General features: G+C 72.8%; 21 protein-coding genes. 5 read left to right on the top strand and 16 right to left on the bottom strand.

Annotated elements, in window-relative coordinates:
* The 5 genes from ACLJWH_RS32790 to ACLJWH_RS32770 all read right to left on the bottom strand — a co-directional run bounded on the left by ACLJWH_RS32790 (nt 1) and on the right by ACLJWH_RS32770 (nt 6,611).
* Nucleotides 1–1,992, bottom strand: coding sequence for an ABC transporter permease (locus ACLJWH_RS32790; RefSeq protein WP_411145408.1), 1,992 nt, complete (start codon nt 1,990–1,992; stop codon nt 1–3).
* Nucleotides 1,989–2,183, bottom strand: a complete 195-nt coding sequence (locus ACLJWH_RS32785) for a hypothetical protein (protein ID WP_411145407.1) — start codon at nt 2,181–2,183, stop codon at nt 1,989–1,991. Before ACLJWH_RS32785 ends, ACLJWH_RS32790 begins: the two co-directional genes overlap by 4 nt.
* Nucleotides 2,183–3,334 (bottom strand): quaternary amine ABC transporter ATP-binding protein, encoded by a 1,152-nt coding sequence (locus ACLJWH_RS32780; RefSeq protein WP_411145406.1) that lies wholly within the window; start codon nt 3,332–3,334, stop codon nt 2,183–2,185. The genes ACLJWH_RS32785 and ACLJWH_RS32780 overlap by 1 nt, the downstream gene beginning before the upstream one ends.
* Nucleotides 3,334–4,923, bottom strand: coding sequence for a GMC family oxidoreductase (locus tag ACLJWH_RS32775; RefSeq protein ID WP_411145405.1), 1,590 nt, complete (start codon nt 4,921–4,923; stop codon nt 3,334–3,336). The genes ACLJWH_RS32780 and ACLJWH_RS32775 overlap by 1 nt, the downstream gene beginning before the upstream one ends.
* A 179-nt stretch (nt 4,924–5,102) precedes the next feature.
* Nucleotides 5,103–6,611, bottom strand: coding sequence for an aldehyde dehydrogenase family protein (locus tag ACLJWH_RS32770; RefSeq protein WP_411145404.1), 1,509 nt, complete (start codon nt 6,609–6,611; stop codon nt 5,103–5,105).
* Between the two features lie 199 nt (nt 6,612–6,810).
* Between ACLJWH_RS32770 and ACLJWH_RS32765 the strand changes: the two genes are divergently transcribed.
* Complete coding sequence (locus tag ACLJWH_RS32765; RefSeq protein ID WP_411145403.1) at nt 6,811–7,599, top strand: hypothetical protein; 789 nt, start codon at nt 6,811–6,813, stop codon at nt 7,597–7,599.
* Nucleotides 7,600–7,660: 61 nt separating this feature from the next.
* Here the strand turns inward: ACLJWH_RS32765 and ACLJWH_RS32760 are convergent, their stop codons facing one another.
* On the bottom strand, nt 7,661–8,512 hold the full coding sequence (locus ACLJWH_RS32760) for a sigma-70 family RNA polymerase sigma factor (protein WP_411145402.1): 852 nt from the start codon (nt 8,510–8,512) through the stop codon (nt 7,661–7,663).
* Nucleotides 8,513–8,602: 90 nt separating this feature from the next.
* Between ACLJWH_RS32760 and ACLJWH_RS32755 the strand changes: the two genes are divergently transcribed.
* Nucleotides 8,603–8,899, top strand: coding sequence for a hypothetical protein (locus ACLJWH_RS32755; protein ID WP_411145401.1), 297 nt, complete (start codon nt 8,603–8,605; stop codon nt 8,897–8,899).
* A complete protein-coding gene (locus ACLJWH_RS32750; RefSeq protein WP_411145400.1) occupies nt 8,896–9,264 on the top strand; it encodes a DoxX family protein in 369 nt (122 codons plus the stop codon). Before ACLJWH_RS32755 ends, ACLJWH_RS32750 begins: the two co-directional genes overlap by 4 nt.
* 79 nt (nt 9,265–9,343) lie before the next feature.
* Here the strand turns inward: ACLJWH_RS32750 and ACLJWH_RS32745 are convergent, their stop codons facing one another.
* From ACLJWH_RS32745 to ACLJWH_RS32710, 8 genes are all read right to left on the bottom strand, one after another.
* Entirely contained in the window at nt 9,344–10,225 is an 882-nt protein-coding gene (locus ACLJWH_RS32745) for a hypothetical protein (RefSeq protein WP_411145399.1), read from the bottom strand.
* Between the two features lie 2 nt (nt 10,226–10,227).
* Complete coding sequence (locus ACLJWH_RS32740; protein ID WP_052859540.1) at nt 10,228–10,602, bottom strand: hypothetical protein; 375 nt, start codon at nt 10,600–10,602, stop codon at nt 10,228–10,230.
* Nucleotides 10,589–12,283, bottom strand: a complete 1,695-nt coding sequence (locus tag ACLJWH_RS32735; protein ID WP_411145398.1) for a hypothetical protein — start codon at nt 12,281–12,283, stop codon at nt 10,589–10,591. The genes ACLJWH_RS32740 and ACLJWH_RS32735 overlap by 14 nt, the downstream gene beginning before the upstream one ends.
* Nucleotides 12,284–12,724: 441 nt before the next feature.
* Nucleotides 12,725–13,714: a malate dehydrogenase gene (locus ACLJWH_RS32730; RefSeq protein WP_411145397.1), complete on the bottom strand. Its 990-nt coding sequence runs from the start codon at nt 13,712–13,714 to the stop codon at nt 12,725–12,727.
* Nucleotides 13,715–14,224: 510 nt separating this feature from the next.
* Complete coding sequence (locus ACLJWH_RS32725) at nt 14,225–15,259, bottom strand: helix-turn-helix domain-containing protein (RefSeq protein ID WP_411145396.1); 1,035 nt, start codon at nt 15,257–15,259, stop codon at nt 14,225–14,227.
* A gap of 290 nt (nt 15,260–15,549) precedes the next feature.
* Entirely contained in the window at nt 15,550–16,767 is a 1,218-nt protein-coding gene (locus tag ACLJWH_RS32720) for an NADP-dependent isocitrate dehydrogenase (protein ID WP_411145395.1), read from the bottom strand.
* Between the two features lie 152 nt (nt 16,768–16,919).
* Complete coding sequence (locus tag ACLJWH_RS32715) at nt 16,920–17,348, bottom strand: DUF3017 domain-containing protein (protein ID WP_411145394.1); 429 nt, start codon at nt 17,346–17,348, stop codon at nt 16,920–16,922.
* A 52-nt stretch (nt 17,349–17,400) separates the two neighbouring features.
* Complete coding sequence (locus ACLJWH_RS32710; RefSeq protein WP_411145393.1) at nt 17,401–18,255, bottom strand: bifunctional methylenetetrahydrofolate dehydrogenase/methenyltetrahydrofolate cyclohydrolase; 855 nt, start codon at nt 18,253–18,255, stop codon at nt 17,401–17,403.
* A gap of 242 nt (nt 18,256–18,497) precedes the next feature.
* On the opposite strand from ACLJWH_RS32710, the gene ACLJWH_RS32705 reads away from it, so the two are divergent.
* Nucleotides 18,498–19,289 carry an RDD family protein gene (locus ACLJWH_RS32705; protein WP_411145392.1) on the top strand — a complete coding sequence of 264 codons (792 nt, stop codon included), beginning with the start codon at nt 18,498–18,500 and terminating at the stop codon, nt 19,287–19,289.
* Between the two features lie 229 nt (nt 19,290–19,518).
* Nucleotides 19,519–20,079: a hypothetical protein gene (locus tag ACLJWH_RS32700; RefSeq protein ID WP_411145391.1), complete on the top strand. Its 561-nt coding sequence runs from the start codon at nt 19,519–19,521 to the stop codon at nt 20,077–20,079.
* Nucleotides 20,080–20,235: 156 nt separating this feature from the next.
* On the opposite strand, the gene purH is transcribed toward ACLJWH_RS32700, so the two are convergent.
* Nucleotides 20,236–21,801, bottom strand: coding sequence for a bifunctional phosphoribosylaminoimidazolecarboxamide formyltransferase/IMP cyclohydrolase (purH, locus tag ACLJWH_RS32695; protein ID WP_411145390.1), 1,566 nt, complete (start codon nt 21,799–21,801; stop codon nt 20,236–20,238).
* Nucleotides 21,798–22,454, bottom strand: coding sequence for a phosphoribosylglycinamide formyltransferase (purN, locus tag ACLJWH_RS32690; protein ID WP_411145389.1), 657 nt, complete (start codon nt 22,452–22,454; stop codon nt 21,798–21,800). Before purN ends, purH begins: the two co-directional genes overlap by 4 nt.
* Nucleotides 22,455–22,609 lie beyond the last annotated feature (155 nt).

The raw sequence follows: 22,609 nt of genomic DNA, 5'->3' as shown, positions 1-22,609 counted from the left end.
TCAGGCTCCCTTCGCCGTGCGGCGGGCCGTCGGCTGGGTGACCCGGTCGAGCATCAGCCCCAGGCAGACGATGGCGACGCCCGCGACCAGACCGAGGGCCAGATCGCCGGTGGCCAGGCCGGTGACGACGTCGTAGCCGAGCGCGCCGCCGCCCACCAGGCCGCCGATGATGACGACGGCGAGGACGAGCACCACGCCCTGGTTGACGGCCAGCAGCAGCGCGGGCCGGGCCAGCGGGAGCTGGACCTGGCGCAGCAGCTGCCAGCGGGTGGCGCCGAGCGAGCGGGCCGACTCCATGGCCCCGGGGTCGACCTGGCGCAGGCCCTGGGTGGTGATGCGGATGACGGCGGGCAGCGCGTAGACGACGGCCGCGGCGGCGGCCGGGGCGCGGCCCACGGCGAACAGCGCGACGACCGGGATCAGGTACACGAACTGCGGCATCGTCTGCATGACGTCCAGGACGGGCCGCAGCACCGCCTCCAGGCGCCGGCTGCCGGCGGCCGCGATGCCCACGGCGAAGCCGATCACCAGGGTCACCGCGAGGGCGGCGAGCACCTGGGAGAGGGTGTTCATGGCGGGCTTCCAGACGCCGAGGACGCCGATGCCGGCCATGGCGAGGACGGCGGTCAGGGCGGTGCGCCAGGTGCCGATGAGCCAGGCCAGCGCGGCGACGACGAGCAGTACGCCGTACCAGGGCAGCGCGGTCAGGCCGTCGCGGAGCGGGTTGAGCACCCAGTCGGTGAAGTGCGCGGCCCAGTCCGCGGTGCCGCCGACGACGGGGACGCCGGAGTAGAGGTGGTCGACCATCCACTCCTTGACGTCGTTGACGGGGCGGGCGATGGCCACCGTCCAGCCGGCCGGCCAGACCGGCGAGCCGGCGAGCCGGCCGGCGACGGCGAAGACGGCGGTGAGGACGGCGATACCGGCCCAGGCGAGCGGGGTGCGCAGCAGCTTCGGCCCGGTGGCGTCCGCCGGGGAGCCGAGCCGTGCGCCGGCCGCCGCGGTGGTGCGGTCCATGACGATGGCGAGCAGCACGATGGGGATCGCGGCGGCGAGCGCGGCGCCGACGTCCACCGAGGCCAGTGCCTGGTAGACGCGGTCGCCGAGACCGGCCGCGCCGATCATCGAGGCGATCACGACCATGGAGAGCGCCATCATGATCGTCTGGTTGAGGCCGAGCAGCAGCTCCTTGCGGGCCAGCGGGAGCCGGGCGGTCAGCAGCCGCTGCCGGCCGGTGGCGCCGAGCGAGGAGACGGCCTCCAGGACACCGGCGTCCGCGCCGCGCAGGCCGAGCGCGGTCAGCCGCGCCATCGGCGGGGCCGCGTAGACGACGGTGGCCAGCAGCGCGGCCGGTACGCCGATGCCGAAGACCAGCACGACGGGCAGCAGATAGGCGAAGGCGGGCAGCACCTGCATGGTGTCCAGGACGGGCCGCAGCAGGCGGAACACCCGGTCCGAGAGCCCGGCGGCCAGGCCGAGCAGCGCGCCGACGACGACCGAGACGAGCACCGCGACGACCATCAGGGCGAGCGTCTGCATGGTCGGCACCCACATGCCCAGCAGGCCGCTGACCGCGAAGGAGACCAGTGCGGTCGCGGCGATGCGCAGGCCCGCGACGCGCCAGGCGAGCAGCGTGACGCCGGCCGTCACGCCGGTCCAGCCGAGCGCGAGCAGCAGCAGGTAGACGGCGCGTACGGAGAGCACGACGGCGTTGCTGAGGTGGCCGAGGACGTAGACGAACAGCGGGTGGCTGTCGCGGTTGTCGATGATCCAGTCGCTGGTCCGGCCGAGCGGGCCGGACAGGTCGACGGTCAGGCCGGTGGGCCAGGCGGCGCCGGGCCAGGCGGCGCGGACGAGCGGGACCAGGACCGCCGCGGCGACGGCGAGCAGCAGGAGCTTGCCGAGGCCGCGGTGGCGCAGTGCCGTCCGGAGGGGGCCGCCGTCGGCGGCGGTCAGCGGGCCGGATGTGGCGGGGGGCGCGGCGGTGCTCATGCGCGACCCCGCTTCACGGTGCCGGCCGGTACGTTCCGCGCGGCGGCCCGCTGGGCCTCGCGCCAGTGGCGCAGCAGTGCGGTGCGCAGCCGGGCGGTGGCACCGGCCGCGGTGTGTGACGTGGCGCCGGCCGCGGGCGCGCGGGGCGCGGTGGCGCGGACGGCGCCGCGACGGGGGGCTGCGGCGTACATCAGGCGGCCACCTCGCCGCGGACGGGGCGGTCGATGCGGGCGACCACGTTCAGCAGGCAGGCGTGGTCGACGATGCCCAGGCAGCGGGCGCCGTCCATGACGCGGGCCGCGCCGCCGGAGCGGGCGACCGCCTCGATGGCGTCGCAGATGAGGGTGTCCGGGGTCAGCGCCGGCCCCTCGTCCGCCTCGCCGTCCGTGGCCGGGCGCATCGCGCGGCGCACGGTCAGCACCTGTTCGCGCGGTACGTCCCGGACGAAGTCGCGGACGTAGTCGTCGGCCGGCGAGCCGACGATCTCCTCGGGGGTGCCGAGCTGGACGATCTTGCCGTCGCGCATCAGGGCGATCCGGTCGCCGACCCGCAGCGCCTCGGCGAGGTCGTGGGTGATGAAGACCATGGTCCGCCCCTCCTCGCGGTGCAGGCGGACGACCTCCTCCTGCATATCGCGCCGGATGAGCGGGTCGAGGGCGCTGAACGGCTCGTCGAACAGCAGGACTTCGGGGTCCACGGCGAGCGCGCGGGCCAGCCCGACACGCTGCTGCTGACCGCCGGAGAGCTGCCCGGGGCGGCGCCGCTCCAGTCCGGCCAGGCCGACCTTCGCCACCATCTCGGTGGCCCGCTCCCGGCGTTCGGCCCGGCCCATGCCCTGGATCTCCAGGCCGTAGCCGACGTTGTCGAGGACGGTGCGGTGCGGCAGCAGGCCGAAGTGCTGGAAGACCATCGAGGCGCGGCGGCGGCGCAGTTCGCGCAGGGTGCCGCGGTCCATGGCGCGGACGTCCTCGCCGTCCATCTCCAGGCCGCCGCTGGTCGGCTCGATGAGCCGGGTCAGACAGCGCACCAGGGTGGACTTGCCGGAGCCGGAGAGCCCCATGACGACGAAGACCTCGCCCTTGTGGACGTCGAAGGAGACATCGCGGACGGCGGCCGTGCAGCCGGTCCGCTCGCGCAGCTCCTGCGCGGAGAGGGCGGCGACCGAGGTGTCGTCGGGGATGCGGTCGGCGCCGGGGCCGAAGACCTTCCACAGGTGGCGGACGGAGAAGACGACGTCACGGTCGCCCTGTCCGGCCGGGTCCGCGGCGCTTGACCGGTCGGAACTGCCCTGCTCCGTACGGGTTTTGGGTACGTCGGAGGCGTCGGCGGTGAGGTTCGCCATCACGCATCACCGCCCTTCTCCGGTGCCCGGTGGAGCAGTTCGGCGCACTTCTCCCCCACCATCAGCACCCCGATCATCGGGTTGACGGCCGGCATGGTCGGGAAGACGGAGGCGTCGGCGATGCGGATGCCCGTCAGTCCGCGGATCTTCAACTCCGGGTCGACCACGGCCAGTTCGTCGTCGGCGGCGCCCATCTTGCAGGTGCCGGCCGGGTGGTAGACGGTGTGCGCGACCTTGCGGGCGTACTCGCTGATGTCCTCGTCGGAGGTGACCTCGGGGCCGGGGCAGACCTCGCGCTTGAGCCAGCCGGCCAGCGGCTCGGCCTTGGCGATCTCCCGGGCGATCTTGATGCCGTCGACCAGGGTCCGGCCGTCGTAGTCCGCCTCGTCCGTGAAGTAGCGGAAGTCCAGCGCCGGCTTGACCTCGGGGTCGGCGCTGGTGAGGTAGACCCGGCCGCGGCTCTTGGGCTTGGGGATGTTCGGCGTCATCGACACACCGTGCGGGGGCTTTTCGTAGCCGAGCCGCTCCGGGTTGTCGGTGAACGGGATCTGGTAGAAGTGGAACATCAGGTCCGGGCCGCGCGACTCGGGGTCGCGGCGCACGAACAGCCCGGCGTCCGAGTCCATCGCGGAGTTGTCGGGGATCGGCCCGTCGGTCTCCCAGACGATGACCGACTCGGGGTGGTCGAGGAGGTTCTCGCCGACGCCCGGCAGGTCGAGTGCGACGGGGATACCGAGCGCTTCCAGGTCCTTGCGGGGGCCGATGCCGGAGTGCAGCAGCAGCCGCGGGGTGTCCACCGCGCCCGCGCAGACCAGCACCTCACGGCCGGCCTCGACCAGGATCTCCTCGCCGTCCTTGGTACGCACCCGCACACCGGTCGCCCGGTCGCCCGTCAGCTCCAGCTTGTACGCCCAGGTCTCCAGCATCAGGCGGAGGTTGGGCCGGTCCCCGGCCTCGATGTGGGGGTGGAGGTAGGCCACCGACGCGGAGGAGCGCTTGTTGTTCTCCGGGTGGTAGGCGAGGTCGAAGAAGCCGACGCCCTCGTGGAAGGGCTTCTTGTTGAAGCCCTCCACGCGCGGTACGTCCAGGGCGTGCTGCGCGGCCTCGACGAAGTCGCGGGCGATGGCGTTCCGGTCCTTCTCGTCCACCGCGACGATGTGGTTGCGCAGCTTGCCGAAGTACGGGTCCATGGCCTTGGCGTCCCAGCCGGCGGCGCCCGCCTCGGCCCACTCGTCCCAGTCGCCGGGCAGCGGCTTGAAGGAGATCAGGGTGTTGTGCGAGGAGCAGCCGCCGAGCACCTTCGCGCGGCTGTGCAGGATGTGGGAGTTGCCGCGCGGCTGCTCGGTGGTGGTGTAGCCGTAGTCGAGGTCGCCGCCGAGCAGGCCGAGCCAGCGGCGCAGCGTCAGCACGTCGTCGCGGTCGATGTCGGTGGGGCCGCCCTCGATGACGACGACGCTGACGGCGGGGTCCTCGGTGAGCCGGGAGGCGATGACGGAACCGGCGGTGCCGCCGCCGACGATGACGTAGTCGGCCCGGACCTGCCGGGTCGGACGGGGCGCGGGCGCGGGTGCGGACGAAGAGGGGGACATGCGGGGTACTCCTTCTGCACGGTGCGTGGGCTGCGTGAGCTGCCACGAGCCGCCGCGGTACGGCGGCGGTGGCGCGACGGCCGGGGGGTGGCGGTCGCCGCGCACGGTCGGGGCGGACGGGGCCGGAGAGGGTCCGGTGGTGCGGCGGCGGGCGGTCCGGCCCGCCGCCACCGGCTGGGTCAGCCGGCGAACCACCGCACGGGCGCGGGCCGGAGGTTCTCGTAGATGTGCTTGCTCTCGCGGTACTCGTCCAGACCCGTGGGGCCCAGTTCCCGGCCGATGCCCGACTTGCCGAAGCCGCCCCACTCCGCCTGCGGGAGGTAGGGGTGGTAGTCGTTGATCCAGATGGTGCCGTGCCGCAGCCGGGCGGCGATCCGCCGGGCGCGGGCGGTGTCGGCCGAGAAGACGGCGCCGGCCAGGCCGTATTCGGTGTCGTTGGCGAGCGCGACGGCCTCGTCCTCGGTGGTGAAGGTCTCCACCGTCAGGATCGGCCCGAAGGTCTCCTCCCGGACGACGGTCATCTCGCGGTGGCAGCCGTCCAGCACGGTCGGCGCGTAGAAGTAGCCGGTGGCGGGCCGCACTTCGGAGGGCTCGGGGCGGGCGCCGCCGCAGCGCAGCCGGGCGCCCTCGGCGAGCGCGGTGGCGACGTACGCCTCGACCTTGTCGAGCTGCTGCTGCGAGACGAGCGGGCCGCACTCGACGCCGTCCTCGGTGCCGCGGCCGAGCTTGATCCGCTCGGCGCGGCGGGCGAGTTCGGCGACGAAGCGGTCGCGCACCGATTCCTCGATGATCAGCCGGGCGCCGGCCGAGCAGACCTGCCCGCTGTGGATGAACGCCGCGTTCAGCGCCTGGTCGACGGCGGTGTCGAAGCCCTCCTCGGTCGCGCAGGCGTCGGCGAACACCACATTGGGGTTCTTGCCGCCGAGCTCCAGCGCGATCTTCTTGGCGCCGGCCACCGCGGCCTGTCCGGCCTTGGTGCCGCTGGCCAGGCCGCCGGTGAAGGAGAACAGGTCGACGTCGGGGTGTTCGGCGAGCCGCGCGCCGACCGGTACGCCCGCGCCCGTGACGAGGTTCGCGACCCCGGCCGGCAGCCCGGCCGCCACCAGCAGCCTGATGAGGTGCACGGTCGACAGCGGGGTGACCTCGCTGGGCTTGATCACAAAGGTGTTGCCCGCGGCGAGGGCCGGGGCGATCTTCCAACTGGCTTGCAGCAGCGGGTAGTTCCAGGGCGTGATGAGTGCGCAGACGCCGACCGGCTCGTGCACGACGACGCTGTGCACATCCGCCGACCCGGCGTCGACGACCCGCCCGCCGCTCTCGTTCGTCACCACATCGGCGAAGTACCGGAAGGCGTTGGTGACGTCATCGACGTCGGCCCGGCCCTCCTCCAGGGTCTTGCCGGTGTCCCGGCTCTCGATGAGGGCGATCTCCTCGCGGTCGCGCTGGAGCAGGTCGGCGACCCGGCGCAGCAGGGCGGCGCGCTCGGCGACGGGGGTACGGGGCCAGACGCCGGCGCCGCCGTCGAAGGCGCGGCGGGCGGCCGCGACCGCCGCGTCGGCGTCCCGCGCACCGCCCTCGGCCACCAGCTGGAGGGTCGTCGCGTCGGCGGGGTCGAGGACCTCCCGCGTGTCGCCGGATGCGGCGGGGAGCCACACCCCGTCTACGTGAATGGTCTCGGTTGCCGACACTTCTGTTCTGCCTTCCGCTTACCTGTGTGCTCACGCCGGTTCCCACCAGCACCGGGGCCCCTCCCCGAAAGCCCCATACCTATGTCCACCCACTCATAGAAAGTGACCTGACTCACACAAAACACACCCAATATGCGCGTAAAACCGCTGGACCGTACCGTGGAGAGCTGTACGTCCACTCGGGGCCGGAGGTGCCGAGATGACCAGCAGACACCGTTCCGCAACCGCGGTCACCGCCCTGACCTGCGGCGCAGCCCTTCTCGGGGTGGTCGCCTGCACGGGCCTGGCCACGGCGGCCGGCCCCGGCGGCGAGGGTGACCTCGCGGGCGAGTCGGCCCAGCAGATCTCCGACAACGCGCTCCACGAGCTGGTGAACGCGCACTCCCTGCGGCTGCGCACCGAGAACACCGCCGACCCCACCAAGCTCGACCTCACCCTCGACCAGGCCGGCAACTGCGCGGGCACCATCAGCCGGGGAACGCTCGGCCGGATCGACCTCGTCAAACGCGGCGACCAGGTGTGGATGAAGCCGGACGCCGCCTTCTGGAAGAGCCAGCTGCCCGGCAGCCGGGGCACCGCCGCCGCCGACACGTTCAAGGGCCGCTATCTGCACGGCACCACCGACGACCCGTTCCTCCAGCAGCTCTCCCGCGCCTGCGATCTGGCCGGGTTCCAGCAGCAGGCCGCGGTCCCCCAGCACTCGCCCGCCCCCGGCGCCACCCCCGCCCCCGCCCTCACCAAGGGCGCGCCGACCGTCCAGGACGGCACCCGGGTCCTGCCCCTGACCAGGAAGAACGACGGCGCCACGCAGACCCTCTACGTCGCCGTCGACGGCCCGCACTACCCCCGTAAACTCACCGCCACCTCCGACCACGAGACCGGCACCATCCTGCTGAGCGACTTCGGCCGGCCGGTCCCGGTCAAGATCCCGGCGCCCGGCGTCACCCTCGACATCTCGGCGCTGAACGAGCAGCTGCAGAGCACCTGAGAGCGCGGCGGGCGGAGAGCCGCGGCCCGCCGCCCCTCCCCCGCGTATCCGCCGCGCCCGGTCAGGGCCGGACGGGAACCCGCCGCACGCTGTCGGACGGCCGGAAACGGGTGATCGCGATTCTGGTGATCCGGCCGTCCGCGATCTCGAAACGGAGGCAGGCCAGGGGGTGGCCGCCCGGCGCGATCACCGCCCCGGGACCGCCGTTGACGAGCAGCGGGACGCTCGCCCGGACCCGGTCGGCGAAGTACCTGGTCTCCTCGGCCACCGGCCGCGCGCCCCGCACCTCGGAGGCCGCCCCTTCGGGCAGCAGGCCGAGATCGACCGTCCGCACCACCTCCGGTGCCATCAGCTCGATGAGGCGGTCGATGTCGCCGCCCCGGGCCGCCGCGAGGAAGGCGTCCACGATCCTCGCGTGGCCGGCGGTCTCGCGGGACTCCGCGGCGGGCTCCCGGAGGCGCAGCCGCGCGCGGCTGGCCAGTTTCTTCGCGTTCGCCGGTGCGGTGTCCAGCACGGTGGCGATCCGGTCGAACGGCACGGCGAACAGGTCGTGCAGCACATAGGCCACGCGCTGGGCCGGTGTGAGCCGGCCCAGCAGCACCAGGAGCGCGCGCGAGACGTCCGCACGGCGCAGGAACTCCTCGTCGGCGGCGAGCTGTACGTCCGGGATGCTGTCGGCGAGCAGCGGGAGCTCACCGCGGCGGTCCCGGGCGCGCAGCTGGTCCAGGCAGAGCCGCGCGGTCACGGTGGTGAACCATGCCTCGGGGTTGCCGACCGCTGCCCAGTCGGCCGTCCGGGCGCGGAGCCAGGTCGTCTGCACCGCGTCCTCCGCGTCGTGCAGGGATCCCAGGAGGCGGTGGGCGAGGGAGAGCAGCCGCGGTCGCGCGGCCTGAAAATCTTCGATCAGTTCCACGTGGGTGGTCACCTTCCGGGTGCGCGGGACGTCAGGAGGGGCGGTCAACCACAGCAGAACGACGCAGTTGTGCACGGAGGAGCATCCGCCATGAGCGTACATATCGTCCGATTCCGCACCGAACCGGAACGCGTTCCCGAAGTCGAGGAGGCAGTGGGCAGGCTCTTCGCGGCGGTACGGGACGCGGCGCCCGCGGGCATCGAGTACACCGCCGCCCGGGTCGGGGACAGCCCGGAGTTCCTGCTCACCCGCCAGCTCCCCGAGGGCGCCCCGAACCCGCTCCTGGACATCCCGGAGGCCGGTGCCTTCCGCACCCGCGCCGCCGGATGGGCCGGCGGGCCCGTCCCGCCCGCGCCGCTGCACGTGACCGGGCGGTACACCGGATGACCGGCATGGTGCAGGGGGCCCTGGCCGTCGTCACCGTGGTGTGCGTCGTGGCCAACGTGTTCATCGTGGTCGCCGACCTGTCACGGGCGCGGTTCGTCCTGGCGAACTCCGCCGAAGTCGGCCTGCGGCCCGCCGCGCTGCCCTGCCTCGCGGCCCTCAAGGGCGCCGGTGCGGTGGGTCTGGTGGCCGGGTTCGCCGGACTGCCCCTCCTCGGGCTGGCGGCGGCCGTGGGACTGGTCGCGTTCTACCTCGGCGCGGTCGTGGCCCACATACGGACGGGTGTCCTCCACAACATCGCCTTCCCGCTGGTCTTCCTGGTCCTGGCCGGAGGCGCCGTCAGCTACTTCGCGCTGGTCCTGAGCTGACCTTTCCCGCAGCGGCGCGGACACCCGGGCGGGCGGCTGCCGTCGGCAGCGGCCCGCCCGCTCCGCGGCCCTGTCCGTCTCACCCCGTCGGGGCGAAGGACCTCAGGGCGATCCGCTGGGTCTCCACCTGCTGCGGCCATTCGGTGGCCGGGCCGAGGACGAGCAGGGCGAACTGGCGGCCGTCGGCGGCCGTGAAGGCGCAGTCGGCCACCTGGACGCGCCGGCCCAGCCGGTCGCTGTCGTACGCGTACACCAACTGGTAGGCGTCCGGGGCCGGATGGCCGAGCGGTTCGAGGCTGATCTGTGCGTAGCCGGGGCTGCCGGAGAGCGATGCCGACGCCTGGGACAGGGCCTGCCGCGGGGTGATGGCCGGTTCGGTGATCTCGAAGATCTGCACCAGGCCGTGGTCGTCCGGCGCGGTGTAGAAGACGCCGTCCTTGCGGACGCTACGCTGCCAGCCCGTCGGCACCGCCGTGGTGAACCCCTTGTCGTCGTGGACGAGTTGGTAGCCGTCCGGCACCCCGGTGGCGGACGGGTCCGCGGAGCCGTCGGGGTACGAGGGGGCGGCGGACCCGGTAGGGCTGCTGACGCCCGGGGACGTGCCGTCGCCGCTCGGGGCGGCCGGTGCGGAGGCGACCGGCGGGCGGGCGACGACGGGCGCGGCACCGCCGTGTCCCCAGAGCAGCCAGCCGCCGAAACCCGCCGCGAGCACGGCCACCGCCCCTCCCGCGGCCAGCGCCGCCGTCCGCCGGGGTGTCGTCGGCCGGGCCGCGGCCGGCGGCCCGGCGGCCCCGGGCGGAAAGCCGGTATCCGCCGGTGGCGGGCCGTCGGTCCGCCCGCCACCGGCCGCGCCGGGCGCGAACGGGGGGCGGGGCGGCGGTGCGCCGGGGCGGGCGGGCCGCGGCGGGCCGGCCTCCCAGCTCTGCGTCTCGTCGTTCCAGTGCGCCCCGCCGCCCGTCATCGTCAGCCTCCCACCAGCGCGGCGACCGCCTGGCCGACCGCCGCGCCGGACGCCAGCAGGCCCGCGACGGAACCGGCGTCGGCCAGCGCCGTGCGCAGCCGGGCCAGCCGGCCGGGGCCGGCCGCGCCGGTGTCGGCGATCTCCGTCTCGGTACCGGCCAGTTCGGTGCTCAACGCGGCGACCTGCGGGCTCTGCACCACCCGGGCCAGATCGTCGCGCAGTTCGCGCACCGCGCGGAGCAGTTCCTCCTGTGCCGGGTCCGGTACGGGCGCGCCGCCGCCCTCGTGGTGCGTCACGGTGTTGTGGTCGCCGATGGCGAAGGCACCGTGCACACTGCCGATGTGGATGCCGTCGCCCCGTCCGTCAGCTGTCGCCACGGCTGGTCCTCCCCTTCGGCCCCGGCGATCCGGTGCCGCGCCGGTCGTTGTGGGTGATGGTGTTGTGGTCGCCGATGCCGACGGCCCCCTGTGCGGATTCGACGTAGACCCCGCCGTCGGCGACGTTGACGATCCGCTGCTCGAACTCCTCGGTGCGGTAGCCCGCCTCCTGGAGGGCCGTCATCACCCCTGCCGCCACGCGATGCTGGACGGTCCGCAGGTAGCGCGCGACATCCATTTCCTGGAAGAGCGAGCCCGCCCCGGCGGAGCCCAGTTCGCGTACGGAGCCGCCGGGGCCGTCGGGCAGTGCCGTTCCGTACCCGCCGTCGGCCAGCCGCCACACCGACCGCAGGCCCCGCACCAAGGTGGCCACCGCGCGCCCCAGGGCACCGGGCGTACGGACCAGCGCCCATACGGTCTTGCCGAACACATGGTGGTGCCGGTACTCGTGGGCGAGCCGGTCGGCGTCCTGGAAGAGCTGCCGCAGCGGCCACAGCACATGCGGGGCGACCTCCAGCATGAGCATCCCGCCCTGGGTGTGCACCCGGACGAAGACCGTGGTCACGATCCCCTCCTGCCAGCCGCCGACCCGGATGCGCAGGAAGTGCCGCCGGGTCTCGCCGCCCTCCTCCACCGCGGCGGCCCGGTGCGCCTCGAAGTCGGCCGGCGCGTACGGGGCCGCCTCGCGGGACAGCAGCCCGTCGGCCGGGAGGAAGACGCATTCGTCGATCTCCAGACCGCGCAGCCGGTCCCGTACCGCGTCCGCGGCCTGCGGTGAACCGTGCGGTGCCGGTTCACGCAGCGCGGCCACCAGCGGGACGATGCGCCGGAGGATGGCGCCGTTGTCCAGCGGCTCGGCCTCCCGGCCGGCCCTGGGCACCAGCTCCACCGGCAGGGACCAGGTCCGGTACGGGGTACCGGCACCGCAGAACGGATCGGCGGCCCGGTACATCACCAGCGGCCCGTGCTGCTCGGTCCGCACCCGGTCCCGCAGCCGCCGGAAGCGGAGCCCCTCGGCCCGCTCCGCGGGGTCGGCCGCCATATCGGGGAACCGCTTCTTGGCCAGTTCACCCGCCAACACCCGGGCGAACTGGCCGCGTTGCAGGCCGACCAGCACCGCCATCGCCGGCAACAGCAGCAAGGTGACCCAGACGGCCGCCAGGGCGGAGCCCCGGCCGACGCCGTCCAGGTACCCGAAGTCCGCACCGCCGCCCAGGCCGCCCACCGACGGGACGCCCGGCAGCAGCGTGAACAGCCCCGGGCCGCTGCCGGTGCCGGTGCCGGCCATCAGCAGCACCACGAACGCGAGCAGCATCAGCCGCCCGTACCAGCGCAGGACGAAGGCGAGGGTGCCGGCGGCCCACAGCGGGATCGGCGCCCGGCGGACGACGCGGGCGAGTCCGATCAGCACGACGGAGGGCACGTAGCCCAGCGTGAAGCCCGAGGACAGCGGGACGCTCACGGCGCACAGCGCCAACATGGCCGCCGCCCAGCCCAGTTGGATCCGCCGGGCGCGCAGGGCGTGCGCCAGCACCCGGGCCGCGTCGATGCCCAGGGACGGCGCGGCGAACCGTTCGGCGTGCACATACAGCTCGTCGATGACCGCATCGCGGAACCCGTCGTCCAGGTAGGTGCCGGCGCACAGCAGCCGGGTGGTCTCACTGGCCGAGGGCGGTGTCATGGCCTGCTGCCCCGGAGTCGGGGGCGGGCCGGGCGGAGGCGGGGGCGGGGGCGGGGGCGCCGGGTCGGCCGGCTGGTGGGGCGGTCGCCGCGGCCCGCCGGCTCCGTCCGGCAGACCGGTTCCGCCGGGGCCACCGGCTCCGTCGGGCCGCCACGGCACGTTCTGCTCTGTCACCAGTCTCCCCCAGGACCCCAACCGGCCACCGTGGCAGTCCCGTTGCGGGCGAGCCGCCGACGGACGGCCGCGGTGCGAAGCCGCAGCATAGGGGAGAGCACCGTGACATGTCAGCTTCATAAGAAAAGCGATGCCGGCGCCCCGGTACGGACGGTGGCACAGCCGAGCCCACGCGGTCCGTGGTGGTGGACCGCGCGGGCTCGGTGGCTGGAGCCGGGCGGAGACCCGGTCAGAGATCCGGTAGCCGGCTCACATGGCTCGGACGGCTCAGAGGAGGCCGAGACCGCGGACGGCCTCGCGCTCCTCGGAGAGCTCGCGCACCGACGCGTCGATGCGCTCGCGCGAGAAGTCGTTGATCTCCAGGCCCTGGACGATCTCGTACGTGCCGTCCTTGGTGGTGACGGGGAAGGAGGAGATCAGGCCCTCCGGGACGCCGTAGGAGCCGTCCGAGGGGATACCCATCGAGGTCCAGTCGCCGGCGGCGGTGCCGTTGACCCAGGTGTGGACGTGGTCGATGGCGGCGTTGGCGGCCGAGGCGGCCGAGGACGCGCCGCGGGCCTCGATGATCGCCGCGCCGCGCTTGGCGACGGTCGGAATGAAGGTGTCGGCCAGCCACGCCTGGTCGCCCACGGCCTCGGCGGCGTTCTTGCCGGCGACCTCGGCGTGGAAGATGTCGGGGTACTGCGTCGCCGAGTGGTTGCCCCAGATCGTCAGCTTGCGGATCTCGGAGACCGGGGTGCCGGTCTTCTGCGCGAGCTGCGAGACGGCGCGGTTGTGGTCCAGGCGGGTCATCGCGGTGAAGCGCTCGGCCGGTACGTCCGGCGCGGCGGCCTGCGCGATCAGCGCGTTGGTGTTGGCGGGGTTGCCGACGACCAGGACCTTGATGTCGTCCGCGGCGTGCGCGTTGATGGCGGCGCCCTGCGGCTTGAAGATGCCGCCGTTGGCCTCCAGCAGATCGCCGCGCTCCATGCCCTTCGTACGGGGGCGGGCGCCGACGAGCAGGGCGACGTTCGCGCCGTCGAAGGCCACGTTCGGGTCGTCCGAGATGTCGATGCCCCGGAGCAGCGGGAAGGCGCAGTCGTCGAGCTCCATGGCGGTGCCCTCGGCGGCCTTCAGGCCCTGCGGGATCTCCAGGAGGCGCAGCTTGACCGGCACGTCCGCGCCGAGCAGATGACCGGAAGCGATGCGGAAGAGGAGTGCGTAACCGATCTGGCCGGCGGCGCCGGTGACGGTGACATTGACGGGAGTGCGGGTCATGGCGATCTCCTGCGCGACGTTTTCTGGGGGCAAGCCCCCGGACCACCATGGGTGGCGGTGGGTGTCCCTGCCCATTTATCGAGGTCTCTTGGTATCGAGAGACCCGGCCGTCAGGCTATCGGACCCCTGCCCGGCGCCGACGACGGGCCGGTGTGGCACGCCTCACCGGCGGTCCGGCGGCGGTCCGCCCGGGGCCCGTCGACGGTCCGGCGTACGCCCCGGACAAATCCACACAAACATGTGCGGCGGCCGTCCGCTCATGGAGGGGGGAGCGCGGACGGCCGCCGACTTGTGTCGCACCCGTGGGGGGTCAACGTGCGCATGCCCGGGATCCGCACGGGCAATCCCCCCGGGTTGCGCGGGCCCGCGCCGTACGGCGAATCCCGGCCATGGCGCGGCCGGTTCACGGGCGGCGGACGGCCGGATCGCGTCGCCGCGGGGCCGCCGTGGCCCGCGCCGGCGGGGCGCCGCCGGCGTACCGGCCGTCCCGGAGGGGACACCGAGCCACTCTCAGGGGGTCGCCGGGCCCTTCGCCGCGGCGGGCTGCGCACAGTGCCGCAGGCCCGCGGCCGTCGTGCGGCAGGCCGTCACCTTGGCCGGGTCGCCCGACACCGTGACCATCGGGGTGTAGCCGTCGCCGCCCTGCCCGGTGCGGGCCGTGGCGCTGTGCCCGTCCGCGCCGACGGTGATCCGCTCCCCCGGGGCCGCACCGGTGATCCGCGCCCAGGCCGCGTCGCAGACCTTGCTGTAGCGGACCTCGATCCGCATCCCGCCCACCGCGCCCCGGGACGGGCTGACGGCGTTCTGCCCGCTGCACCCCATCTGGTTCGGGTCCTTGCCCGCGCAGTCGGCGCCGGTGCACCGCACTCCGGCGGGCGGCGCCGACGGCACGCTCGGCGGCGGCGACTGGGGGGCCGAGGCCGCCGGCGCGGGCGCGGCCGCCGCCTTCCGGCCCCCGCCGCCGCTCGGGTTCAGCGCCAGCAGCAGCAGTCCGACGGCGACCAGCAGCACCCCGGCCGCACCGGCGACCCATACGGTCATCCGCTCCCGCCGCAGCTGCCGGCGGAGCTGCCGGCCCCCCGTGTCCGCGGTCCGGCCGGCGGGCGAGACGGACGGGACGGGCGAGACGGACGAGACGGACGGAGGAGGTGACGAAGGTTCGGACGGGGCGGGGTCGGCGGCGGGCGCCCGGTCCGGGCCGGGGGCGTACTCCTCCAGCGCGAACCGCGCCTGCGCCACCTGTATCGACTCCATGGTGGCGTCGCGCCGCATCTCCGACCGGCTCCAGGCGCGCTCGGCCAGCTCCCACAGGGTCAGCAGATGCCCGGCGTCCGCGCCGGTCACCTCGGCCAGCGCGAGCACGGCACCCTGCGGTGCCAGCAAGCGGCCGTGGAGATAGCGCTCCCACGAGGTCTTGCTGTAGCCCGTACGGTCCGCCACGGCGGCCGGGCTCAGTCCACTGTGCTCCACGAGTCTGCGCAGCTGACCGGTGAACTCCCGCACCTGCGGGTCGAGTTCCTCCGGTAGCTCCTTCCAGCGAGGCATTGCCTCCCCCAATCCCCCCGTATCCATGCATCCGCGCCCTGCGCCGACGTGCTCGATTCCGCTGCCCGAAACAGCCCTGCCTCGCCGCTACACCAGTCGCCCGCCCACCCTTGCCACTCCCGCGCTCCCGCACTCCGGTGCCCGCGCACCTCTGTTCCCAGCAGTCTGGCACCCCCGCCGGGGCGCGACGACCGCCGTACACCCCGGACCGGCGTCCGCTCGCGAAGCGGCCCCCCACCCGTGCACCGCGCACAGACGGAGGGCGGACCGCGCCGTCGGCCGGCGGCGGATCAGGCGGCCATCTTCTTCCTCAGGCCGGCGTCCAGCGCGTCCAGGAACTGCTCCGTGGTCAGCCACGGGGCGTGCTTGGAGATCAGCAGCGCCAGGTCCTTGGTCATCCGGCCGCTCTCGACGGTCTCGACGCAGACCCGCTCCAGGGTCTGGGCGAACCGGGTGACCTCGGGGGTGCCGTCCAGCTTGCCGCGGTGCGCGAGGGCGCGGGTCCAGGCGAAGACCGAGGCGAGCGGGTTGGTCGAGGTCTGCTCGCCCCGCTGGTGCCGGCGGTAGTGGCGGGTGACCGTGCCGTGTGCGGCCTCGGCCTCGACGGTCCGGCCGTCGGGCGACATGAGGACCGAGGTCATCAGGCCGAGCGAGCCGAAGCCCTGCGCGACGGTGTCCGACTGCACGTCACCGTCGTAGTTCTTGCAGGCCCAGACGTAGCCGCCGTCCCACTTGAGCGCCGAGGCGACCATGTCGTCGATCAGGCGGTGCTCGTAGGTCAGGCCCCTGGCGTCGAAGTCGTCCTTGAACTCGGCGTCGAAGACCTCCTGGAAGAGGTCCTTGAAGCGGCCGTCGTACTTCTTGAGGATCGTGTTCTTCGTGGAGAGGTAGACCGGGTACTCGCGGGCCAGGCCGTACCGGAACGAGGCGCGCGCGAAGTCGCGGATCGACTCGTCGTGGTTGTACATGGCCAGGGCGACACCGGCGTCCGGGAACTCGTGCACCTCCAGCTCGATCGGCTCGGTGCCGTCCTTCGGCGTGAAGGTCAGAGTGAGGGTGCCCGCGCCGGGGATCGTCAGGTCGGTGGCGCGGTACTGGTCGCCGAAGGCGTGCCGGCCGACGACGATCGGCTTGGTCCAGCCCGGGACCAGGCGCGGCACGTTCTCCATGATGATCGGCTCGCGGAAGATCACGCCGCCGAGGATGTTGCGGATGGTGCCGTTCGGCGAGCGGTACATCGCCTTGAGGCCGAACTCCTCGACCCGCGCCTCGTCCGGCGTGATGGTGGCGCACTTCACGCCGACGCCGTGCTCCTTGATGGCGTGGGCGGCGTCGACCGTCACCTGGTCGCGGGTCTCGTCACGGTGCTCGATCCCGAGGTCGAAGTACCTCAGGTCGATGTCGAGGTACGGGAGGATCAGCTTGTTCTTGATGGCGGACCAGATGATGCGGGTCATCTCGTCGCCGTCGAGCTCGACGACGGGGTTGGCTACCTTGATCTTGGCCATGAGGTGGCACGTCCCTCTCGCGTGTGGGGACACCCCCCGGACGACGTCGGCGGGAGATCGGCGGCATCCGGTGTGGTGTTCTTCAGCCTCGATTTATCTCGCCATCAAGATACTCGACGTCGTGATTCCCGGACAGTTCCCACACGGCGCGGCTACCGGACGGTGAAGTGCACCAGATCGTCCAGGAACGGGATGTGCACCCACGGCTTCGGCTGCGCCATCAGCGCCAGCATGACGATGGCGAAGCCGAGCAGGCCGTAGGTCGCCATATCGGTGAAGCGGGAGCGTACGGCCAGCATCCCGACCGACGGCAGCGCCCACCGCAGCACCGCACCGGCCAGCAGGGACAGCCCGATCAGGATCGTCCCGACGCGGAACGCGTCGAACGCCACGATCAGCAGTCCCACCGCGACCCCGCCCATGACGGTCAGCAGCGGCCACTGCCGGGCGGGCGCGGGATAGCCGCCGTGGGCGGCCCGCCCGCCGCCCTCCGGCCGCGCGGTGTCCCGCGTCAGCTGCGGAAAACGGCGCGTGGAACGCTGTGGCTCGGACGCTCCGTCCGAATGCGCATCGGCACCCATGGCTGGCAGTCCCTCTCCGTGTCCTGGTCCGTCTCTGGGTTCGTCGCCCGGCTCAGCCGGCGGCACGCTCGGCGGCCTCGACGACGTTGACCAGCAGCTGCGCGCGGGTCATCGGGCCGACGCCGCCCGGGTTCGGCGCGACCCAGCCGGCCACCTCGGCGACGCCCGGGTGCACATCGCCGACGATCTTGCCCTGCTCGTCGCGGCTGACACCGACATCCAGGACGGCCGCGCCCGGCTTGACGTCCTCCGGGTTGATGATGTGCGGCACCCCGGCCGCGGCCACGATGATGTCGGCCTGCCGGAGGTACTGGTAGAGATCGCGGGTGCCGGTGTGGCACTGGGTCACCGTGGCGTTCTCGGACTTGCGGGTGAGCACCAGCGGCATCGGCCGGCCGATGGTGATCCCGCGGCCGACGACGACCACATGCGCGCCGTTGATCTCGACGCCGTGCCGCCGCAGCAGCTGGACGATGCCGTACGGGGTGCAGGGCAGCGGGCCCGGCGTGCCCAGCACCAGCCGGCCCAGGTTCGTCGGGTGCAGACCGTCGGCATCCTTGGCCGGGTCCATCAGCTCCAGGATGCGGTGGGTGTCGATGCCCTTGGGGAGCGGCAGCTGGACGATGTAACCGGTGCACTCGGGGTTCTCGTTGAGTTCCCGGACGACCGCCTCGATCTCCTCCTGGGTGGCCGTGTCCGGCAGTTCGCGCTGGAGGGAGGCGATACCGACCTGGGCACAGTCGCGGTGCTTGCCGTTGACGTACCAGCGGCTGCCGGGGTCGTCACCGACCAGGACCGTGCCGAGACCGGGCTGCACGCCCTTGGCCTTCAGCGCCTCCACACGGGCGACGAGTTCGGACTTGATCGCTGCGGCGGTGGCTTTGCCATCGAGAATCTGGGCGCTCATCCCCCCATCCTCCCGGATGAGGGCGGTCCCGTTCCAATCAGGGCACGGAAGCGGAATTGATCATTGCACTTACACAACAGCTGACCTTCTTGTGACCCTCTTGACTGGACAACATTAATCCGCGACTAGAAGGATTGCCGGTCAGTGCCGCAGGCATCAATCGGGGGCGGGCCAGTGAAATCTGTTTTTCCTCCGAGACGCGCCGCGCCGTCCCCCACTGACCCAACGGAGGAAATCACCACATGAGTTTCGGCGACCCCAACAACCCGTACGGCCAGCAGCCCCAGCAGCCCCCGCAGGTGCCGCCGGGCCCGTACGGCCAGCAGCCCCCGCAGCAGCAGCCGCAGCCGGGCTACGGCTATCCGCAGCAGGCACCGCAGCAGCAGCCGTACGGCGCTCCGCAGCAGCAGCCCGGCCAGCCTTACGGCTACCCGCAGCAGCAGCCCGCGCAGCCTTACGGTTACCCGCAGCAGGGCTACCCGCAGCAGGGCATGCCGGGCATGGGGATGGGCATGGGGATGGGCATGCCGCAGGGGTACGCGAGCTGGGGCGCGCGGGTCGGCGCCACGCTCCTCGACTATCTGATCGTGGGTCTGCTGCCGACGATCATCTACATCGTCGGGATCTTCATGACGGGCGCCTCGGCCGTGGCCTCGCTCCCGGACACCTCGCACTGCCAGGACACGCAGTGCGTCACGGACGCCTACAACTCGGCCTCGGCCAGCACGAGTACCCCGGTCGGCGCGCTCCTGCTGATATCCCTCGGCGCGCTGCTCGCACTGGCCGGCGGGATCTTCCTGATCGTCAAGGAGGGCGCCACCGGCCAGACGCCGGGCAAGAAGGCCATGAACATCCGGGTGGTGCGCGAGACGACCGGTCAGCCGCTCGGCTTCGGTATGGCGTTCCTCCGCAAGCTGTGCCACTTCCTGGACGGCCCGCTCTGCGGTCTCGGCTTCTGGTGGCCGCTCTGGGACGAGAAGTCGCAGACCTTCGCGGACAAGATCGTCGGCTCGGTGGTCGTCAGCTCCAAGTGAGCCGGCCCCGCCCGCGCACCGAGGCCCCCGCTCGTCCGTCCACCGGCGAGCGGGGGCCTTCGCCGTATGAACCCGGTCACGAACGCGGGCCCGCCACGGATCTTGGGTGGACAGCCGGGAGGCGCCCCGCGGATCATGGCGGGACTTGTTCTTACCGTCCCCTTACTTTGCTGATATCGGCGCAAGCCACTCCGCGCCATCCACTCAAGTTGCCCGAAGGACACCGCTCGTGAGTTACCCGAACCAGAACCCCTACGGTCCGCCGCAGGGCCAGCAGCCGCAGGGCCAGCAGCCCGGCTACGGCTATCCGCAGCAGCAGCCCGCGCCGTACGGCGCCTACCCGGGCGGCGGGATGCCTCAGATGCCGTACCCCACCGAGATGCCGGGCGGGGTGAAGGCCGCCCGCGTGATGCTGTTCGTCCTCACCGGCCTGAACCTGATCGGCCTCGTCGTCGCCGTCATCGGGCTGAGCGGCATCAGCAAGGCGTCGCGCGACGTCTCGTCGTACGGCACCGATACCGCGGACGCGCTGAACTTCGGCAAGGGCCTGCTGATCGTGGCCATCGTGCTCATCGTGATCTTCTCGGTGGCCGCGGTCACGCTCGGCCTCCAGTTCGCCAACGGGGGCAGCGGCGTCCGCATCGCCGCCATCATCTTCGGCGTCGCCAACACCCTGGCGAGCTTCCTCTTGTTCCCCATCGGCCTGATCCACACCGCCCTCGGCATTCTGGTCATCGTCTTCGTGTCCAAGGACGACGGCAACGCCTGGTTCAGCCGGCCGCGTCACTGACGCCGCCGCACCACAGCAGCCGGCCCGTCCGGCGGAAGGCCCCCACCACCGCACGGCGGACCGGGGGCCTTCGCCGTGCCGGTGGAAGGTGACGGGGGTACGGCATGCGGGCGGGGGAGGGACGGCCGGTGCCGTCCCTCCCCCGCCCGGTCCCGCTCAGTGGAAGAAGTGCCGCGTCCCCGTGAAGTACATCGTCACGCCCGCCTTCCGCGCGGCCTCGACGACGAGCTCGTCGCGGACCGAACCGCCGGGCTGGGCCACGGCCTTGACGCCGGCTTCGGCGAGGACCTCGAAGCCGTCGGGGAAGGGGAAGAACGCGTCGGAGGCGGCGTACGCGCCACGCGCGCGGTCCGCACCGGCGCGCTGGACGGCCAGCTTCGCCGAGTCGACGCGGTTGACCTGGCCCATGCCGACGCCGACCGTGGCGCCGTCCTTGGCCAGCAGGATCGCGTTGGACTTCACCGCGCGGCCCGCCCGCCAGGCGAAGGACAGCTCGGCCAGTTCCTCGGCGGACAGCGCCTGCCCGGCGGCCAGCGTCCAGGTCGACGGGTCGTCACCGGGCGCCTGGAGCCGGTCGGCGACCTGGAGGAGCGCCCCGCCGTCGATGGCCTTGACCTCGACGGCGGCCGACGGCGCGGCCGCGCAGCGCAGCACCCGGATGTTCTTCTTGCGGGCGAGCGCCTCGACCGCGCCGTCCTCGTAGCCGGGCGCGACGATGACCTCGGTGAAGATCTCCGCGACCTGCTCGGCCATGGCCAGCGAGACCGGGCGGTTGACGGCGATCACGCCGCCGAACGCGGACAGCGGGTCACAGGCGTGCGCCTTGCGGTGCGCTTCGGCGACGTCCGCGGCGACCGCGATACCGCAGGGGTTGGCGTGCTTGATGATCGCGACACAGGGTTCGGCGTGGTCGAAGGCGGCGCGGCGGGCGGCGTCGGTGTCCGTGTAGTTGTTGTAGGACATCTCCTTGCCGTGCAGCTGCTCGGCGTCGGCGAGCCCGCCGGTGCCGTCGACGTACAGCGCGGCGCCCTGGTGCGGGTTCTCGCCGTAGCGCAGGACGTTCTTGCGCTCGTAGGCGGCGCCGAGGAACTCGGGGAAGCCCGAGTCGTCGGAGCCGGCGTAGCCGTCCGCGAACCAGGAAGCGACCGCGACGTCGTACGCGGCGGTGTGCGCGAACGCCTCGGCGGCCAGCCGCTTACGGGCGGCGAGGTCGAAGCCGCCGTCGGCGAGCGCCTTGAGGACGTCGTCGTAGCGGGCGGGGTTGACGACGACGGAGACCGACGGGTGGTTCTTGGCGGCGGCGCGGACCATCGAGGGGCCGCCGATGTCGATCTGCTCCACACACTCGTCGGGGGTGGCGCCGGAGGCGACGGTCTCCCGGAACGGGTAGAGGTTGACGATCACCAGGTCGAACGGCTCGACACCGAGGTCGGCCAGCTGGCGCTGGTGGTCGGGCAGCCGCAGATCGGCGAGGATGCCGGCGTGGACCTTGGGGTGCAGGGTCTTGACCCGGCCGTCGAGGCACTCCGGGAAGCCGGTGACCTCCTCGACCCTGGTGACCGGCACCCCGGCGGCGGCGATCTTCGCGGCCGTCGAGCCCGTCGAGACGAGCTGGACGCCCGCCGCGTGCAGCCCCCGTGCCAGCTCCTCCAGACCGGACTTGTCATAGACGCTGACCAGCGCGCGGCGGATGGGCCGCTTCGTACCTTCGGTGGCGGTCACGAGATACGTACCTTTCGTCCCTCAATGCGGTAGCCGTGCCGGGCCAGACGCCCCACGACCTCGACGAGCAGCGATCGCTCGACTTCCTTGATGCGCTCATGCAGCGCGGATTCGTCGTCCTCGTCCCGGATCTCGACCACCCCCTGGGCGATGATCGGGCCGGTGTCGACGCCGTCGTCGACGAAGTGGACGGTGCACCCGGTGACCTTCGCGCCGTACGCGAGCGCGTCGCGCACGCCGTGGGCACCGGGAAAACTCGGCAGCAGCGCCGGGTGGGTGTTGACGGTGCGACCGCCGAAGCGGGCGAGGAACTCCGCGCCCACGATCTTCATGAAACCGGCCGAGATCACCAGGTCGGGCGCGTACCGGGCGGTCGCCTCGGCGAGCGCCCGGTCCCAGGCTGCCCGGTCGGCGTAGTCCTTGACCCGGCAGACGAACGTCGGCAGCCCGGCCCGCTCGGCGCGCTCCAGCCCCGCGATACCGGCCCGGTCGGCGCCCACGGCCACGATCTCGGCCCCGTAGCCCGCCGCCCCCTCGTCGGCGATGGCGTCGAGCAGCGCCTGGAGGTTCGTCCCGGAACCGGAGACGAGCACGACGAGCCGGGCCGGGGAGGCGGGAGAGTCCGGGTGGGGCGGGGGGAAAGCGGGAGCCACGATGGGGGTCTTTCTCGCGCGGTGCTGCTGCCTTGCGGATGACTGCGGTTGCGGATGGAGCTCTTGCGGACGGTCACTGCCGGATGCTGCCCTGCGGATGACCTGCGCCCGCCCGGGAGATTTGTATGGTCGTACGAAGCCATGGGTCGCGTAAA

The sequence above is a fragment of the Streptomyces sp. x-80 genome, assembly GCF_046549095.1.
GTDB classification, from domain to species: Bacteria; Actinomycetota; Actinomycetes; order Streptomycetales; family Streptomycetaceae; genus Streptomyces; species Streptomyces celluloflavus.
The sequence above is the reverse complement of the archived record's forward strand: the minus strand, read 5'-3'. Positions and strand labels throughout refer to the sequence as shown.